Source organism: Streptomyces inhibens, from assembly GCF_022221585.1.
In the GTDB taxonomy this organism is placed as follows: domain Bacteria; phylum Actinomycetota; class Actinomycetes; order Streptomycetales; family Streptomycetaceae; genus Streptomyces; species Streptomyces inhibens.
The window spans coordinates 7,425,267-7,442,969 of sequence record NZ_CP084681.1; the positions used below are offsets into that span (position 1 = coordinate 7,425,267).

Consider the following 17,703-nt stretch of genomic DNA (forward strand, 5'->3'; position numbering starts at 1 on the left):
GGCCGAGACGCGACGTCTGAGAAGCGGTGCCTGCCTGAGGCGCGGCGCCTGAGAAGCGACGCCACCACCCCACCGATCCGGGAGGACGGACAGCCGCCATGGACTGGCTCATATCCCTCGCCATGTTCCTCGTGAACGAGATCCTCAGCCAACCCGCGTATCTGATCGGCCTGATCACCGCGGCGGGCCTGATCGCGCTGAAGAAGACCGCCGGGCAGATCGTCGGCGGCGCCCTCAAGGCGACGCTGGGCTTTCTGCTGATCGGCGCCGGTGCCGGACTGGTGGTCAGCTCGCTCGCGCCGCTGGGCGGCATGATCCAGGGCGCGACCGGCGCGCACGGTGTGATCCCGACCAACGAGGCGATCGTCGGTATCGCCCAGGCGCAGTTCGGCGCCCGGGTCGCCTGGCTGATGATCCTCGGCTTCGCGGTCGCCCTGGTGCTGGCCCGCTTCACACCCCTGCGCTACGTCTTCCTGACGGGCCATCACATGCTCTTCATGGCCACCCTGCTGACGATGGTCCTGGCCACCTCCGGACAGTCCTCCGTGAGCGTGGTGGTCGTCGGCGGACTGCTGCTGGGCATACTCCTGGTCGCCATGCCGGCCTTCGCACACCCCTGGACCAAACGCGTCACCGGCAACAACAGCATCGCCATCGGCCACTTCGGAACCGCCGGGTACATCGTCGCGGGCGCCACCGGACAGCTCGTCGGCAAGCGCAGCCGCAGCACCGAGGACATGAAGCTCCCCGAGGGCCTGCGCTTTCTGCGGGACTCGATGGTCGCCACCGCGCTGTCCATGGTGCTGATCTACGTCATCATGTCGCTGGTCCACCTGGCCAAGGCCGGCCGGGCGACGGCCTTCAAGGCGTTCGCGGCCGACGGTGGCAGCGCGGCCGGTGACCTCGGCAACTACGTCATGCAGTCCGTCATGCAAGGCCTGCGGTTCGGCATCGCGGTCGCGGTGATCCTCTTCGGCGTCCGTACGATCCTGGGCGAACTGGTCCCGGCGTTCCAGGGCATCGCCGGCAGGTTCGTACCGGGCGCGGTGCCGTCCCTCGACGCGCCGATCGTCTTCCCGTACGCGCAGAACGCCGTGCTCATCGGCTTCCTCGCCAGCTTCGTCGGCGGCCTGGTCAGCCTCGGCCTGCTCACCTGGGTGGGGCATCCGGCGTTCGGTCTCGCGCTGGTCCTGCCGGGCCTCGTACCGCACTTCTTCACCGGCGGTGCGGCCGGCGTCTACGGCAATGCCACCGGCGGCCGACGCGGTGCGGTGCTCGGCGCCTTCCTGAACGGCGTGCTGATCACCTTTCTACCGGCGCTGCTGCTCAAGGTGCTCGGCGCCTTCGGCAAGGAGAACACCACCTTCGGCGATGCCGACTTCGGCTGGTTCGGCACCCTGATCGGCAACGCGGCCAAGGCGGGCGCGACGGGCGGCGTCCTGGTGATGCTGGCGCTCGGCGCCGTACTCCTGGGCGCCGCGATTCTGTTCCAGAAGCGCGTCGTGGACACCGGCTGGGACCCGGGCGCCCGCCGCGACGCCTTCCTGCCCCGCGAGGCACCCGCGACGTCCGCCACGGCCGTTGCCGAGATCCGGGTCCACGCGAAGATCACGCCGCCACCGGGGGCGCCGGTTCCGCCCCCGCCTCCCGGACAGCACTGAGCGACGGGCCGCTGGACCGAGCGAGGGGCCGCTGCACTCGGCGAAGGGCACCGCAGACCGCTGCCCTGAGCGTCAGGCCCTCGCCCCGTGCCTATCCGTCGCCGAAAACGACCGTCAGCGCCTGATCCACCACTTCGGTCAGATACCCGCGGTCGGCGGCCTTCTCCATCACCCGCAGCCCCTGTGTGAACGTGACCAGGAACCGGGCCGCGCTCCGTACGTCCGTGCCGGGCGCCAGCTCCCCGTTCGCGCGGGCGCGCAGCAGCACGGCGGCGAAGGCCTCCTCCATCGACCCGAGCGCGCCCCGCAGGCGGGTGGCGGCCTCCGGGTCACCGGGGAGGCGTTCCATCACCCCGTGGGTGACCATGCACCCCGCGCGCTCCGGGTCCGTGAGCGCGGCATCCACGGAGGAGAGCAGAAACGCGCGCAGGGCGGGCAGCGCCGGCCCGGTGCCCGCCAGGTCCTCCTGCGCCTTGGCGGCCTCACCTGCGCTGTAGCGTTCCAGGGCCTTGAGGTAGAGGTCGTGTTTGGAGCCGTAGGCCGCGTACATGCTGGAGCGGTTGATGCCCAGCGCCTGTACGAGATCCTGTACGGAGGTGCCCTCGTAGCCCTGGCGGCGGAATGTCTCCACCGCCACCGCGAGCGCGGCGTGCGGGTCGAACTCCTTGGGCCTGGCCATGGGGCGTGATGCTACCGGGTGGGCCGTTCGGCGCCCCGCCCGCGCGTGTCCCCGGCACTACCTCTCACTCAGAACTAAAATTGAGGCATGGCTGCAGGGGAGTTCCCCGACTCGCTCGCCGATGTGCTGTCTGTTGTTCCGCGGCTGATCCGGCGCCGGCTGCGGGCCGGCCTGACCACCCCCCGGCTGCGCGGCGCCGAGGTGGAACTCCTGCGGCTGGTCGCGGCCCGGCCCGGCATACGGGTCTCGGCCGCCGCGAAGGAGCTCTGTCTCGCGGGCAATTCGGTCTCGACCCTGGTCAATCAGCTCAGCCGGGCCGGCTGTCTGCGCCGCGAGACCGCCCCCGACGACCGCCGCTCGGCACTGCTGTTCCCCACCGCCGCGGCCCGGGCGCGGCTGCACGACTGGGAGACCCGCCGCAGCGCCCTGGTCCGCGAGCAGGTCGCGCGCCTGCCCGAGGCCGACCAGGCAGCGCTCGCGGCGGCCCTCCCGGCGCTGCGCAGGCTCGCCCACAACCTGCACGAGGAGGCGGACGGCACATGACCACCGACGACGAGCGCGAGCCGGGACCGGCTGCCGGTCCAACACCCGCCCCGCCCTCCCCCCACGCCTCACTCTCCTCTCCTTCCCCTCCATCTCCTCCTTTCCCTTCTTCCCCTCATTCCGACGCCGTGACCTGCCACGCCCTGCGCTACGCCTTCGGCGAGACCAAGGCCGTGGACGGCGTGGACCTCTCCGTCCGCACGGGCGAGGTCTTCGGTCTGCTCGGCCCGAACGGCGCGGGCAAGACCACCGCGATCCGCTGCATCACCACCCTCCTGCCCGTCCCGCCCGGCATGGTGCGGGTGTTCGGGCACGACGCGGCGAAGGAGCGGATGGCCGTCCGCCGGCTGCTCGGGTACGTACCGCAGCAGCTGTCCGCCGACGCCGGGCTGACCGGCCGCGAGAACGTCGAACTCTTCGCCCGGGTCTTCGACGTCTCCCGCCGCGAGCGCGCCGCACGCGTGACCCAGGCGCTGGAGGCGGTCGGCCTCACCGACGCGGCCGGCCGGCTCGCCAAGACGTACTCCGGCGGCATGATCCGCCGCCTCGAACTCGCCCAGGCACTGGTCAGCGCGCCCCGTCTGTTGATGCTCGACGAGCCGACGATCGGCCTCGACCCGATCGCCCGCACCAGCGTCTGGGCACACATCAACGCGGTACGGGCCGCCACCGGCATGACCGTGCTGGTGACCACGCACTACATGGACGAGGCCGACCAGTACTGCGACCGCGTCGCCCTGATGCACCACGGACGGATCCGCGCCCTCGGCACACCGGACGAACTCCGCGCCGCCCTACGCGCCCGCCGCCGCGCCGCCCACACCGCGTCCCCACCCACGACACCGCCCCCAACAGCCACACCCACCCCCTCGACCCCCTCGACCCCATCGGCCCCATCGCGCTCGTCCGACGCCGCACCGACACTGGAGGACGTCTTCCGGGACGTCGCCGGCAGCGGCCTCGACGAGCAGTCAGGAGACTTCCGCGATGTCCGAAGCACCCGCCGCACCGCAAACCGAGTCGGCTGACACCGCCACCGGCGCCGGACGGCTGGACCTGCTGCTGGTCCCGCCGCGCGCCCGCACCGGCTGGCGGGTGCTGCCTGCCAGGGTCGTCGCGATGTGCATGGTCGAACTGCAGAAGCTGCGCCACGACCGGACCGAGCTGTACACCCGCGCCGTCCAGCCCGCCCTGTGGCTCCTGGTCTTCGGCGAGACCTTCACCCGCCTCAACGCCATCCCGACCGGCGGTACCCCGTACATCGACTATCTGGCGCCCGGCATCATCGCCCAGTCGGCCATGTTCATCGCGATCTTCTACGGCATCATGATCATCTGGGAACGGGACGCCGGTATCCTCACCAAGCTGCTGGTCACCCCGACCCCACGATCCGCCCTGATCGCCGGCAAGGCCTTCGCCGCCGGGGTGAAGGCGCTGATCCAGGCCGTGGTGGTGATCGCCATCGCCGCACTGCTCGGTGTGGCCATGACCTGGAACCCGCTACGCCTGCTCGGCGTGGTCGTCGCGGTGGTCCTCGGCTCGGCCTTCTTCTCCTGCCTGTCGATGACGATCGCCGGAATCGTGCTCACCCGCGACCGTCTGATGGGTATCGGCCAGGCCATCACCATGCCGCTCTTCTTCGCCTCCAACGCCCTCTACCCGGTGGCGATCATGCCCGGCTGGCTCCAGACGGTCAGCAAGCTCAACCCCCTGAGCTACCAAGTCGACGCCCTCCGCGGCCTACTCCTCGGCACCCAGGCCCACCTGGCCCTGGACTACGCCGTCCTGGTCGCGGCCGCGGCACTCGGCATCGCCGCAGCCTCCTCACTCCTGGGCCGCCTGGCCCGCTGACCCCACCTCACTGCTCCGCCCACGCACCCCCTCCGGCAGTACGCACCGCCTCCTTGAGCCCGCCCCCACCATACGAGCCACCACTGACAACGCACCGTTCCGCTCGGTGGCCGGCGGGTGCTCGTCCCCGTCAGAGCCAGTCCCGCCGCTTGAAGACGAAGTACAGGCTCACACAGACCACAGCCATCAGCCCGATCGCGAAGGGGTAGCCGAAACCCCAGTGCAGTTCCGGCATGTTCTGGAAGTTCATGCCGTAGATGGTGCCGACGAGGGTCGGGGCGAAGAGGATGGCGGCCCACGACGAGATCTTCTTGATCTCCTCGTTCTGTTCGAAGCCGGCCTCGGCCAGGGCCCGCATTTCGGCGTTCTGCTGCTGGTTTACCAGTGTGGCGTTGACGGTGAGGATGTCCTGCAGCGCCTGCCGGAAGCTGTCCACGCGGTCCGTCGTGTGCAGCGCATGGTCGGCCACGTCGCGCAGATAGCGGCGCAGCTCCTCGTCGATGGCGTACTTCTCGAAGCCCGCGGTCAGGCTTTCCAGCATGTCGTTCAGCGGGCGGGTGGCGCGCTGGAATTCCACGACCTCGCGGGAGAGTTCATAGATACGGCGGGAGACCCGGGGGTCGCCGCCGAAGACCTCGGTCTCGATTTCGTCGATGTCGTTCTGGACGCCGGCGACGACCGGCGCGTAGCCGTCGACGACGGCGTCGAGGATCGCGTAGAGCACGGCTTCGGGGCCGCGCTTGAGGAGTTCGGGGGCCTCCTCCATGCGGTGGCGTACGGCCGACAGATCGGGGGCGCCGCCGTGCCGCACGGTGATCACGAAGTCGCGGCCGACGAAGACGTGCAGCTCGCCGAAGTCGACCACCTCGCGGTCGTCGAGATAGCGCGCGGCGCGCAGGACGACGAAGAGGGTGCCGCCGTAGCGCTCCAGCTTGGGCCGCTGGTGGGCCTCCAGGGCGTCCTCGACGGCGAGCGGATGGAGGTCGAACTCCGAGGCGAGGGTGACGAGTTCGGCCGGGGTGGGGCGATGGAGCCCGATCCAGGCCAGGGTGCCGGAGGCGTCGCGCTGCTGCCGGAAGGCGTCGGCGAGTGTGTCGTGGGTGCTGACGCGGTGTCCGTCGCGGTAGAGGGCGGCGCTGATGACGCTGCTGGTGGTTTCGGCCGGCGGTTCCGGCGCGTCGGACTGGTCCGTGGTTTCGGCGGGCGGGGGCCCGGCGGGCCGCTTCTTCGCAGGTTTACGCAGGCCACGCAGGCCGCGCAGACGGCGACCGGGAGGCTCAGGACTCACGACAGAACCGACCTCCGTCACAAGGGGGGATGAACAGGCACACACAATCTCGACGCAGGATATCTGTCGAGGATGTCGGCACAGGTCAGGGGCCATGGTGCAGGATGGAACGGGACGTGGCGCGGCGTGTGTCGCGTGCGTCGAGCTTTGTATGTTTATCTCTAGAATTGTGCGATGCAGATACCGCAGACAGCCAGCGCTCCTCTGGGTGAGGTGATTCGGTGAACGGCCCCGATGCCACCGACGAGCAGTGGGAAGGGCTCGCCGAGGTGGTCCCGCTCCGCAGCAGCAGCGAATGGCCTTCCTGGTCCGACCACCGTGCCCTCCCCGAGGAGGAGCCGGCGGAAGAGCCGCGGCGGTTCATCGTCATCCGCGTCCAGACCTTCGCGGACGCCCGTGAGGTCGCCGAGTACTTGATGACGCAGATCCCGGTCCTGCTGGACCTCAGCAGCGCCGACACCGATGTCGCCAAGCGCATCCTGGACTTCTCCAGCGGAGTCGTCTTCGGGCTGGGCAGCGGGATGCACCGCGTCGACACCAATGTCTTCCTGCTGGCACCGGCCGGCACCGAGGTCGCGGAAGCGGCAACGGGGGCCGTCCCCCGTTCGTAGGAAGAGCAGTTGGGCGTAACGGTTCTCCGGTCGGGGCGCTGCGTAGCGTCCCCTCATGGATACCGACAGTGTGCGACCGGCGGTCACCGAGTTACGGCTGTCCGCCTTCAAGACCCACCGTGGCATCACCCTGCCGCTCGGCCCGCTGACGCTGTTGAGCGGCGAGAGCGGAAGCGGTAAGTCCAGTGCGCTGCAGGCGTACGAGATCCTCGCCCGGCTCGGCAGCGGGGAGCCGCTCGCACGGGCCGTGGGGGTGGCGGGCGGTCCGTCGGCGTGTGTGCCGGCGGGGGCGCGTCCCGACGGGCAGGGGCGGCGCGGGTTCCGTATCGGCTGTACGGTCGACGGCCCGGCCGGCCCCGTCAGCCTCGATCTCGCCGTACAGGCCGAGCCCGAACTCCGCATCGTCGGCGAGCGGTTGACCGGTGGCGGCGAGACGCTGCTCACCACCGCGCTCACCGACCCCACCCGCCCCGCCGTCCAGGCGGCCTGGCACACCGCCGGCGCGACCCCGGTGACCCGTGCGCCGCTGCCCGACGACCGGCTGGGTACGTCTCTGCTGCCGTTGCGGGTCGCGGGCAAGACGGCGGGCCAGCGGCTGGTTCTGGCCGCGGCCGAGCAGGTCGTGGTCGCGCTCCGGTCGGCGTTTGTGTGCGACCCACGGCCGGAGGCCATGCGCGGAGCGGGGGCGGGTGGGGCTGGTGGGAGTGGTGGATTCGGCGTGGGTGGTGGGGCCGGTGGTGGTCGGGGGAGTGCGGGGCAGGGGAGCGGAGCCCGTGGCGGTGGTCGGGGAGGGGGCGCGGGGAGCGGCTCGGGGAAGACGGGAGGGTCCGGAGGGGCCGGAGCTGGCGGGGGTGCTGTCGGGGCCTGGGGCACGCGGGGGCGCAGGGGGAACGGAGGCGGCGGGGAGGCCGGCGGCTGGGGGCCGGACGTGGGGGAGGAGCGCGACGAGGGGCGGCTGCGGTCGTCCTGCGACAACCTGCCCGCCGTGTTGGAGCGTACGAGCCGGGAGTGCGCGCGGCGGCATGCGGTGCTGGTCGCGGCGGTACGGGAGGCATGTGCCGGCCCCGTCGACGGGCTGCGCGCGGTGCCGCGGCAGTCGAGCGGTACGAGCGAGGGGACGGCCGCGGCTTCGACGGCGGCCGGGCACGGCACGGCACACGGCCCGCAGACCGGGCAGGAGGCGGGAGGTGCGGCGGGTGTGCGGGCCGTGCTCGACCGGGGTGAGCTCGGGGAGATGCCCGTCGAGCAGCTCGGCGACGGTGAGCTGCGCTTTCTCGCGCTGGCGCTGGTGCTGCTCACCGGGCCGGGCGTGCTGGCCATGGATCCGGCGGGGGAGATTCCGTCGGCCCGGCAGCAGATGACGGTCATGGCGGACGGGATGGACCGCTGTATGGACCGCAGACAGGCGCGCGAGCTGATGTCGCTGGCCGTACGGATGGCCGAGCGCGGGCACGTCCGGTTGCTGGGGACGGTGCGGGACCCGTCGGTCGTCGACGGGCTGCCCGGCGTGCAGGTGCTACACCTAGGGGCATGAGTGAGGATCTTCAAGCGCTGCAGCGCCGCCTGGCCGAATTCGCGGCCGCGCGGGACTGGCAGCAGTACCACACCCCCAAGAACCTGGCCGCGGCGCTCAGCGTGGAGGCGGCGGAACTCGTCGAGATCTTCCAGTGGTTGACGCCGGAGGAGTCGGCGAGGGTGATGTCCGATCCGCGGAAGGCCGGCCGGGTCGAGGACGAGGTCGCGGACGTACTGGCGTATCTGCTGCAGTTCTGCGAGACGCTGGGGATCGACGCCCTGACGGCGCTCGCCGCGAAGATCGAGCGCAACGAGTCGCGATTCCCGGCGGTCCGTGACGCACGGCCGGACCGGCCGCGGGAGGGTGAGGAGTAAGAGGGCGGCGGTGCGGACGGGGCCGGCGGGGTGGGTGCGTCGAGGCGGGGGTGGCGAGGCGGGGGCGTCGGTCCCGCCTCGTATTCGTTGAATTCGAGCTCCCGGCTCATTCCGCCCCTTTCCGGATTTCCTGTGACCTGTGCCGGCCATGTGACGGGTGGGGGCGCTGTGGCGTGCGGGGGAGGAGCGGATCCGTATCCACCCGCAGTCACTCTCCGGAGTCATGGATCTTTCCACATCGCCTCGCTTGTCCACAGATTTGCGAATTCCCCTGGCTTTTTTGGGTGTTCGCCTTCACTCTGGGTAGTGGAAAGAGTGCAGGGTGCATGCGAGTGACGAGGGAAGGAGGGGCGCGGATGGACGCGGTGCGGATCATCGCGGCCAGTCGGCGCAGTCTGACGGAGGCGGCCACGCTTCAGGACGTGATCGTCGAGGCATGGCAGGCGCAAGCCTTGGCGGAGGCGATCGGCAGCCATCTCGCGATATTCGGGCCGTATGAAGTGCGGTCCAGAGCCCGAGGGTTGGGCGACGCGGGCGGGCGGTTCAGCGGGGGACTGCTGTGCCCGGCATCGGCTACCGGTGGGCTGCGGGCGGCTCAGCTGTCCGAAGTGCGCGACGTCAGGGCCGCTTTACACGGCCTGTGCCGACTACTGCAAGAGGTGTGCGAGGCGCTGGTGGGAGTGGTGCTGCTCGCGGACGAGGAGGCGATGTACTGGAACTGCGTCGAGGCCATGGACACGGTCGACGAAGCGAGAGATCGCGTGTCCGGAATACTGGAGAAGCTGGAGGTGCGCGACCGGAATCCTGCCTGAGGTGAGACAACACCAGACCGACCGCGTCCACGCGGAATGCAATGCCCCGGACGGTGCCCGCCGGCCGCGGGGCCAGGAGCGCTCACGCCCCACACCTCGACGGTACGCCCACCGTCGGGCTCGCCTCCCCAACTGCAACTGCAACTGCAACTGCAACTGCGCTGCCACTGCCGGGCGGCTTGACCCGCACCTGACTGAAGCGGATGCAGTACCGGCCTGGCCTGCCGGAGGGCCTCGTCGCCGAGACCGGCCCCTCATCCTGACGCCACCATGACGTCGCCTCGAAGCGAGAACTCAGTAGCGAGCTTGGGCCGTCACAGGCGAACATGCAATGCATGAGTGACCAACCCGCGCGATGGACCCAGGCAACCGTCTACCCCGACATGTGGACCGATCCGGACGACGACCCCCGCGACAGCGAAGGTCCTGGTCCGGACGGCGAGCTTGCGACGCTGCAGGACTTCCTGACGAACTACCGCATAACCCTGCGGATGAAGTGCGACGGCCTGGATGCGGAGCAACTGGCCCATCGCTCGGTTCCGCCGTCGACGATGTCGCTGCTCGGTCTGGTTCGGCACCTCGCCGAGGTGGAACGGGACTGGCGCAACTGGATCAGCGACGGTGACCCGCTGCGGAAGCTGTACGGCGAGAAGGATGCGGACTTCCACGGAGCGGTCGCGGAGCAGGCCGTGGTCGATGCGGCGTTCTCTGATCTGGAGCGCGAGCAGGCCGCGACCGACGCCGCGCTGGCCGAGCACCCGGACCTGGGCAAGCGCGTGGGGAAGGACAAGATCGCGGTTCGGGAGCTGATGGTGCATAGGGTCGAGGAGTATGCCCGTCACTGCGGGCACGCCGACCTGTTGCGCGAGCGCATCGACGGAAGGGTGGGCCAGTGACGAGGGCCAGGGTTTACACCCGCCCCTACCAGCACGTCACCTCGAAGTGAAACCCTCAGCTGCGACTGGTCCGTGCTCGTCTCGTTGACCCGGGCACGGGGCGTGGCGCTCTGACGCATGAGGAATGGGCGAGGCTGGAACGGCATCTGCCCAGGCCAGGGCGGCGTGGTGGTCGTTGGCGTGATCACCGCACCGTGGTCAACGGGATCCTCTGCGGGCGTCGCGCGGGGGTCCGCCGCCCAGCGCCGGTGGCGACCGGATCCCGGCCGCCGTCCAGGCCGATGCGGCCGCCGCCGGCCGCATCGACCGGTCCATGGTGAGCGTGCACTCCACGTCGTGCCGTGTCCACCAGCACGCGGCCGGCGCACGCCACAAGCCGCCCCGGGGGCCGGCACAAGACCCTCGCCCGCAACCACCGGCCCCGGGTACCCCGGCACGGCGGCGGACGTCCGCCCGCCCCGACCACCTCGGCGGCGACAAGGCGTACTCCTCCCGCAGAAACCGCCGCTACCTGCGAAGACGCGACGCGGCGGCCAGGGCGGCAGACCCGCCGGACCTGGTCACCCGCCGCCGGATGGGGACAACTCCACACATGCCACTGCGGATCCACGTGCCACTGCGGATCCACGTGCCACTGCGGATCCACGTGCCACTACGGATCCACGTGCCACTACGGATCCACGTGCCACTACGGATCCACGCACCACTACGGACCGCGTTCCGCCCGTGGGCCGCCCGGTAGCGCCGCCCGCACGGCCGACACCACTTGCACCCCTCGCACGGTCCGAACGGTTCCCGCGGCTCGAACCGTCCCCGCCCTGACGGTTGGTCCGCCGCTCGGTGTGCAGGATGGAGGTATGGATCTACGAATCTTCACCGAGCCCCAGCAAGGGGCTTCCTACGACACCCTTCTGAAGGTCGCCAAAGCCACGGAGGATCTCGGGTTCGATGCGTTCTTCCGCTCGGACCACTATCTCCGGATGGGCACCACCGACGGGCTGCCCGGCCCGACGGATGCCTGGATCACCCTGGCCGGCCTGGCTCGTGAGACCCGGCGTATCCGGCTCGGCACGCTCATGACGGCGGGCACGTTCCGGCTGCCGGGTGTGCTGGCCATCCAGGTGGCCCAGGTCGACCAGATGTCCGGCGGCCGGGTCGAACTCGGCCTCGGCGCGGGCTGGTTCGAGGAGGAGCACAAGGCGTACGGCATTCCGTTCCCCAAGGAGAAGTTCGCGCGGCTGGAAGAACAGCTGGAGATCATCACCGGCCTGTGGGCCACGGAGACGGGAAAGGAGTTCAGCTACGACGGGACCTACTACCAGCTGGAGAAGTCGCCCGCGCTGCCCAAGCCCGCCCAGGGCAAGGTGCCGGTGCTGGTCGGCGGGCACGGTGCGACGCGTACACCGCGGCTGGCGGCGCAGTACGCCGATGAGTTCAACATCCCCTTCGCCTCGCTCGAAGACAGTGAGCGCCAGTTCGGAAGAGTGCGGGCGGCCGCCGAAGCCGCCGGACGGAAGGGTGAGGAGCTGGTGTACTCCAACGCCCTCGTGGCGTGCGTCGGCAAGAACGATGCCGAGGTGGCGCGGCGGGCCGCGGCCATCGGGCGGAGTGTGGACGAACTGAAGGCCAACGGCCTTGCGGGCTCACCCGCCGAGGTCGTCGACAAGATCGGGCGTTACGCCGCCATCGGCGCCTCCCGTGTCTACCTCCAGATGCTGGACCTCGATGATCTGGACCACCTCGAACTGATCTCGGCGCAGGTGCAGTCGCAGCTGAGCTGAGCCGGGCGAACCGGGCTGAGCTGAGTCGCGCTGACTGAGTCGCGCTGAGCTGGGCCGAACTGGGCCGAACTGGGTCGAGCTGGGCCGAGAAGGGTCGAGCTGAGTCGAGATGACGTCGGGCCGAGTCGAGATGTGGCGTCGGGCCGAGTCGAGATGTGGCGTCGGGCCGAGTCGAGATGGCGTCGGGCGGTGCGGTCGGAAAACCGGTGTGGATCGGGGCGCGTTGCGGCAATACTCGGACGCGTGTTTCTGACGATAACCACCACCGGCAGCGCCGACCGTCCCGCGACCGACCTCGGATTCCTGCTGCACAAGCATCCTGACAAGTCGCAGCAGTTCTCGACGTCGCACGGCACCGCGCATGTCCTCTACCCGGAGGCGGACACACAACGCTGCACGGCAGCGCTGCTGTTGGAGGTCGATCCGATCGCCCTGGTCCGCCGGAACCGCGGAAAGGGCCGTGGCGGCGCTCCGGATTCGGCGCTCGGTCAGTATGTGAACGACCGGCCGTATGCGGCCTCCTCGCTGCTGGCGGTGGCGCTGCGGAGCGTCTTCGCGAGCGCGATGAAGGGGCAGTGCACGGCGCGGCCCGAGCTGGTGGCGCGGGCGATGCCGTTGCGTATCGAGGTGCCGGTGCTGCCCGCCCGGGGCGGTGCGGAGCTGGTGCGCAAGCTGTTCCAGCCGCTGGGCTGGACGGTGCTGGCCGAGCCGGTGCCCCTGGACGAGACGTTCCCGGAGTGGGGCGACTCCCGCTACGTACGGCTCGTTCTGGAGGGGGAGCGCACGCTCGCCGAGGCGCTGCGGCATCTGTATGTGCTGCTGCCGGTGCTGGACGACGCCAAGCACTACTGGGTCGCGCCCGATGAGGTCGACAAGCTGCTGCGGGCCGGCGAGGGCTGGCTGGAGGACCACCCGGAGCAGCGGGTGATCGTCGGCCGCTATCTCGCGCGGCGCTGGTCGCTGACCCGCCAGGCCATGGAGCGGCTGGAGCTGGAGCGGCTGGCCGAGTCGGACGATGTGGCCGCGGAGGAGATCGACAACGCGGTGGACGAGGAGGCTGACACCGAGGAGAAGCCGGTGCCGCTCGCCGTACAGCGGCGGGAGGCGATCCTCGGCGTGCTGCGCTCGGCCAAGGCGGCGCGGGTGCTCGACCTGGGCTGCGGGCAGGGCCAGTTGGTCGGTGCGCTGCTCAAGGAAGGGCAGTTCGCCGAGATCGTCGGCGTGGATGTGTCGATGCGGGCGCTGCACGAGGCGCGGCGCCGGCTGCGGCTGGACCGGATGTCCGAGCGGCAGTCCGAGCGCGTACGGCTCGTACAGGGGTCGCTGGCGTACACCGACAGCAGGCTGAAGGGGTATGACGCGGCGGTGCTGAGCGAGGTCGTCGAGCATGTCGATCCGGCGCGACTGCCGGCGCTGGAGTACGCGGTGTTCGGGGCGGCCAGACCACGGACGGTCGTGGTGACCACGCCGAACGTCGAGTACAACGTGCGCTGGGAGTCACTGCCGGCCGGTCGGGTACGGCATGCGGACCATCGCTTCGAGTGGACACGGGAGGAGTTCCGGCGGTGGGCGCGGGAGGTCGCCGCGCGGCACGGCTACGAGGTGAGCTTCGGACCGGTGGGGCCGGACGACCCCGAGGTCGGCCCGCCCACCCAGCTTGCGCACTTCCGTATCGCCGGTGAAGGCACCAGCGGTGATGACACCAGCGGTGATGACGCCAGCGGTGAAGACAGCAGTGGTGCAGGCAGTGGCAGGGGCGATAGTGGTAATGACGGCAGGAGCAGTTCGGTGAGCGGGAAGGAGGTCGCGGCATGACGGACGCCGACCGTACGGAGCACGAGAACCAGTACCGGAACGAGAGCGGGAACGGGAACCGGAACGAGAACCAGAACCCGAACCGGAACGAGAGCCGGAACGGGAACCAGCACGGGCACGAGGCCCCGCAGGAGAGTCCGCACCAGCACCAGCCGCAGCCGAATCCGCCGCAGTCCCGGCCGCTCCCCGGCCCCCAGCCGGCGTCGCGTGCGCTCGCCGTCCCCGACCTCTCGCTCGTGGTGCTGGTCGGAGCCACCGGTTCCGGCAAGTCCACCTTTGCCGCGCGGCACTTCAAGCCGACCGAAGTGATCTCCTCGGACTTCTGCCGGGGCCTGGTCAGCGACGACGAGAACGACCAGAGCGCCAGCGGCGACGCGTTCGAGGTGCTGCACTTCATCGCGGGCAAGCGGCTGGCGGCCGGGCGGCTGACGGTCGTCGATGCCACCAATGTGCAGCCCGAGGCGCGCGCCGAGCTGGTGCGGCTGGCCCGTGAGCATGACGTACTGCCGGTGGCGATCGTGCTGGACGTGCCCGAGCAGGTCTGTGCCGCGCGCAATGCGGCGCGCGCCGACCGGGCCGGGCTGCCGCGCCGTGTCATCCAGCGCCACCAGCGTGAACTGCGCCGGTCCTTGCGGCATTTGGAACGCGAGGGATTCCGCAAGGTGCACATCCTGCGCGGCCAGGAGGAGGTGGAGTCCGCCGAGGTCGTCATGGAGCGGCGGTTCAACGATCTACGCCATCTCACCGGCCCGTTCGACATCATCGGTGACATCCACGGCTGCCGTTCCGAGCTGGAGACACTGCTCGGCCGGCTGGGCTATGCGCTGGTGCGCGACGCGCTCGGCAGGGCCGTGGACGCGGCGCATCCGGAGGGCCGTGTGGCCGTCTTCGTCGGTGACCTCGTCGACCGCGGGCCGGACAGCCCCGGCGTGCTGCGCCTGGTGATGGGCATGGTCGGGGCCGGGCATGCGCTGTGTGTGCCGGGCAACCACGAGAACAAGCTCGGCCGCTACCTCAAGGGCCGCAAGGTGCAGCACACCCACGGACTCGCCGAGACCATCGAGCAGCTGGACAAGGAGGACGCCGCCTTCCGTACCGAGGTCGGGGAGTTCATCCAGGGCCTGGTCAGCCACTACGTCCTGGACGGCGGCGGGCTGGTGGTCTGCCACGCCGGACTGCCGGAGAAGTATCACGGCCGGACCTCGGGCCGGGTGCGGTCCTTCGCGCTGTACGGCGACACGACCGGCGAGACCGACGAATTCGGCCTGCCGGTGCGCTACCCGTGGGCCGAGGACTACCGCGGCCGCGCCGCCGTCGTCTACGGCCACACGCCCACCCCGCGCGCCAACTGGCTCAACAACACCATCTGCCTGGACACCGGCTGTGTCTTCGGCGGCACGATGACCGCGCTGCGCTGGCCGGAGCGTGAGCTGGTGGACGTACCGGCGGAGCGGGTCTGGTACGAGCCCACCAAACCGCTCGCCACCGAAGCGCCCGGTGGGGCGGACGGCCGTCCGCTCGATCTGAACGATGTGGCGGGGCGCCGGATCGTGGAGACCCGGTACATGGGCCGGCTCGCGGTCAAGGAGGAGAACGCCGCGGCCGCGCTGGAGGTGATGAGCCGCTTCGCGATCGACCCGCGGCTGCTGCCGTACCTCCCGCCCACGATGGCGCCCTGCGCGACCTCGACGGAAGAGGGATACCTCGAACACCCCGCGGAGGCGTTCGCCGGCTACCGGGCGGACGGTGTGCGGGAGGTGGTGTGCGAGGAGAAGCACATGGGGTCCCGTGCGGTGGTCCTGGTGTGCCGCGACGAAACGGTGGCCGCGGACTTCGGGGTGCCGAAGGGAGTGTCGGGTGCCCTGTACACCCGCACCGGCCGGCCGTTCTTCGACGACCCGGAGATGACCGAGTCCCTCCTGCAGCGGGTCCGCGAGTGCGTCGAAGGGGCCGGCCTGTGGGCGGAGCTGGAGACCGACTGGCTGCTGCTGGACGCCGAGTTGATGCCGTGGTCCCTGAAGGCGACCGGCCTGCTGCGCAAGCAGTACGCGGCCGTGGGCGCGGCCTCCGGGGCGGCGTTCCCGGGGGCGCTCGGCGCGCTGGAGGCGGCCGCCGCCCGGGGCGTCGATGTGGCGTCCCTGCTCGACCGGCAGCGCGACCGGGCCGCGGACGCTGCGGCGTTCACGGAGGCGTACCGGCGCTACTGCTGGCGCGTCGGTACGGAGGCGGCGGACGGTGCCGGTGAGTCGGCCGGGGAGCAGCCGGCCGGGCTCGGTGCGCTGGACGGGATCCGGCTCGCGCCGTTCCAGATTCTCGCGGTGCAGGGGCGCAGCCTCGCCGGGCTGGCGCACACCGAGCAGCTTGCGCTGATCGACCGGATGATCGCGGCGGAGGGTGTGAGGGCGGCCCGGGACGGTGTCACGGCCGCCGAGGGCGCGGCGGACCGGCCGGGGCTGCTGGCGCCGACCCGGCGGCTCGTCGTCGACACCGAGGACGAGGCGTCGGTCGCGGCCGGTATCGCCTGGTGGCTGGACCTGACGGCCGACGGCGGTGAGGGCATGGTCGTCAAGCCGCTGCGGGCGCTGATACGGCAGGCCGACGGGCGGCTCGTACAGCCGGGCGTCAAGTGCCGTGGCCGCGAGTACCTGCGGATCATCTACGGACCGGAGTACACCCGCCCGGAGAACCTCAAGCGCCTGCGGATCCGTCATCTGGGCCATAAGCGCTCGCTGGCCCTGCGGGAGTACGCGCTCGGCCTGGAGGCGCTCGACCGGATGGCGGACGGCGAACCGCTGTGGCGGGTGCACGAGGCGGTCTTCGCGGTGCTCGCGCTGGAGTCGGAGCCGGTGGACCCGCGGTTGTAGGGGACCGAAGGGGGGAGGGGCGCCGGTTGCTCCTCCCCCGTCACGCCACTCGTGCCGCCCGGTAGGACCGCCGGTAGTCGATCGGCGGTACGCCCATCGCCCGGGTGAAGTGACGGCGGAGGTTGGCGGCGGTGCCCAGGCCGGAGACCTCGGCCACCCGGTCCACGGGAAGGTCGGTGCCTTCGAGCAACTCGCGGGCCCGGGCGATGCGTTGGGACTGCAGCCACTGCATGGGGGTGGTGCCGGTCGCGGCGTGGAAGCGGCGGACGAGGGTGCGCGGGCTGGTGTTGGCCTGGCGGGCGAGGTCGGCCACGGTCAGCGGCCGGCGCAGACGTTCGGTGGCCCAGTGCAGGAGGGGCGCGAGGGAGTCGTCGCGGCGTTCGGGCAGCGGCGTCTCGATGTACTGCGCCTGGCCGCCGGGGCGGTGCGCGGGGGCGACCAGTTGGCGGGCCAGCGAGTTGGCGATCTCGGTGCCGAAGTCCTCGCGTACCAGATGCAGACAGACGTCGATGGAGGCCGTCGATCCGGCGCCGGTGAGCACATCGCCGTGGTCGACGTAGAGGACCGACGGGTCGACGGTGACGGCCGGATAGCGCTCGGCGAGCAGGGACGCGTACATCCAGTGCGTGGCGGCCGTGCGGCCGTCGAGGAGTCCGGTCGCGGCGAGGGTGAAGGCGCCCGAGCAGAGGGAGACCAGCCGCGCGCCGCGGCGGTGGGCCTCGCGCAGCGCCGTGACGAGTTCGGCCGGCGGATCGCCGTGCACATCCGCCGAGCCCGGTACGAGAACGGTGTCGGCGGAGATCAACTCCTCGGCCCCGTACGGGGTTCGGGTGCTGAACCAGGCGTCGGTGCGGGGTGCGGCGCCGTCCGTGCCGATCGCGCACACCCGCAGGTCGTACCAGTCGGGCGGGGTCTGGATCCGGTCGAAGCCGAAGATGTGGCAGGGGATGGCGAGTTCGAAGAACGGCATTCCTTCGGTGGCGGCGACCGCGATGGAGGGCATGCGGCGAGT

15 protein-coding genes and 1 pseudogene are annotated in these 17,703 nt (G+C 70.8%); 13 read left to right on the top strand and 3 right to left on the bottom strand.

What is annotated here, in order from left to right:
* Positions 1-98: 98 nt before the first annotated feature.
* Complete coding sequence (locus KI385_RS33425; RefSeq protein WP_238575786.1) at positions 99-1,661, top strand: PTS ascorbate transporter subunit IIC; 1,563 nt, start codon at positions 99-101, stop codon at positions 1,659-1,661.
* 91 nt (positions 1,662-1,752) lie between these two features.
* Here the strand turns inward: KI385_RS33425 and KI385_RS33430 are convergent, their stop codons facing one another.
* Positions 1,753-2,340 (bottom strand): TetR/AcrR family transcriptional regulator, encoded by a 588-nt coding sequence (locus KI385_RS33430; RefSeq protein ID WP_238575787.1) that lies wholly within the window; start codon positions 2,338-2,340, stop codon positions 1,753-1,755.
* Positions 2,341-2,427: 87 nt separating this feature from the next.
* Here KI385_RS33430 and KI385_RS33435 point away from each other — a divergent pair, with 87 nt between their 5' ends.
* Genes KI385_RS33435 through KI385_RS33445 form a run of 3 tightly spaced genes read left to right on the top strand, consistent with a single transcriptional unit; the run spans position 2,428 to position 4,734 of the window.
* The gene (locus KI385_RS33435) at positions 2,428-2,883 is read left to right on the top strand and encodes a MarR family winged helix-turn-helix transcriptional regulator (RefSeq protein ID WP_238575788.1); all 456 of its coding nucleotides are present in this window, start codon (positions 2,428-2,430) and stop codon (positions 2,881-2,883) included.
* Positions 2,880-3,911 (top strand): ATP-binding cassette domain-containing protein, encoded by a 1,032-nt coding sequence (locus tag KI385_RS33440; RefSeq protein WP_425357004.1) that lies wholly within the window; start codon positions 2,880-2,882, stop codon positions 3,909-3,911. The genes KI385_RS33435 and KI385_RS33440 overlap by 4 nt, the downstream gene beginning before the upstream one ends.
* Positions 3,871-4,734 (top strand): ABC transporter permease, encoded by an 864-nt coding sequence (locus KI385_RS33445; protein WP_238575790.1) that lies wholly within the window; start codon positions 3,871-3,873, stop codon positions 4,732-4,734. The genes KI385_RS33440 and KI385_RS33445 overlap by 41 nt, the downstream gene beginning before the upstream one ends.
* Before the next feature lie 130 nt (positions 4,735-4,864).
* Here KI385_RS33445 and corA read toward each other — a convergent pair whose 3' ends face one another.
* A complete protein-coding gene (corA, locus tag KI385_RS33450; RefSeq protein WP_238575791.1) occupies positions 4,865-6,022 on the bottom strand; it encodes a magnesium/cobalt transporter CorA in 1,158 nt (385 codons plus the stop codon).
* Positions 6,023-6,243: 221 nt separating this feature from the next.
* Between corA and KI385_RS33455 the strand changes: the two genes are divergently transcribed.
* The 9 genes and pseudogenes from KI385_RS33455 to KI385_RS33495 all read left to right on the top strand — a co-directional run bounded on the left by KI385_RS33455 (position 6,244) and on the right by KI385_RS33495 (position 16,691).
* On the top strand, positions 6,244-6,633 hold the full coding sequence (locus KI385_RS33455) for a cell division protein SepF (protein ID WP_238575792.1): 390 nt from the start codon (positions 6,244-6,246) through the stop codon (positions 6,631-6,633).
* Positions 6,634-6,688: 55 nt separating this feature from the next.
* Positions 6,689-8,167, top strand: coding sequence for an AAA family ATPase (locus KI385_RS33460; RefSeq protein WP_238575793.1), 1,479 nt, complete (start codon positions 6,689-6,691; stop codon positions 8,165-8,167).
* On the top strand, positions 8,164-8,523 hold the full coding sequence (locus KI385_RS33465; RefSeq protein ID WP_238575794.1) for a nucleotide pyrophosphohydrolase: 360 nt from the start codon (positions 8,164-8,166) through the stop codon (positions 8,521-8,523). The genes KI385_RS33460 and KI385_RS33465 overlap by 4 nt, the downstream gene beginning before the upstream one ends.
* A 356-nt stretch (positions 8,524-8,879) precedes the next feature.
* Positions 8,880-9,335 carry a DUF6099 family protein gene (locus KI385_RS33470; protein ID WP_238575795.1) on the top strand — a complete coding sequence of 152 codons (456 nt, stop codon included), beginning with the start codon at positions 8,880-8,882 and terminating at the stop codon, positions 9,333-9,335.
* A gap of 335 nt (positions 9,336-9,670) precedes the next feature.
* A complete protein-coding gene (locus KI385_RS33475; RefSeq protein WP_238575796.1) occupies positions 9,671-10,231 on the top strand; it encodes a DinB family protein in 561 nt (186 codons plus the stop codon).
* A gap of 65 nt (positions 10,232-10,296) precedes the next feature.
* A pseudogene (locus tag KI385_RS33480) lies at positions 10,297-10,811 on the top strand (transposase family protein); the annotation flags it as partial.
* A 277-nt stretch (positions 10,812-11,088) separates the two neighbouring features.
* Positions 11,089-12,012, top strand: a complete 924-nt coding sequence (locus KI385_RS33485; RefSeq protein ID WP_238575797.1) for an LLM class F420-dependent oxidoreductase — start codon at positions 11,089-11,091, stop codon at positions 12,010-12,012.
* A 243-nt stretch (positions 12,013-12,255) separates the two neighbouring features.
* On the top strand, positions 12,256-13,827 hold the full coding sequence (locus KI385_RS33490; RefSeq protein ID WP_238575798.1) for a 3' terminal RNA ribose 2'-O-methyltransferase Hen1: 1,572 nt from the start codon (positions 12,256-12,258) through the stop codon (positions 13,825-13,827).
* Positions 13,824-16,691: a polynucleotide kinase-phosphatase gene (locus tag KI385_RS33495; protein WP_238575799.1), complete on the top strand. Its 2,868-nt coding sequence runs from the start codon at positions 13,824-13,826 to the stop codon at positions 16,689-16,691. Before KI385_RS33490 ends, KI385_RS33495 begins: the two co-directional genes overlap by 4 nt.
* Positions 16,692-16,731: 40 nt before the next feature.
* Here KI385_RS33495 and KI385_RS33500 read toward each other — a convergent pair whose 3' ends face one another.
* Positions 16,732-17,694: a GlxA family transcriptional regulator gene (locus KI385_RS33500; protein ID WP_238575800.1), complete on the bottom strand. Its 963-nt coding sequence runs from the start codon at positions 17,692-17,694 to the stop codon at positions 16,732-16,734.
* Positions 17,695-17,703 lie beyond the last annotated feature (9 nt).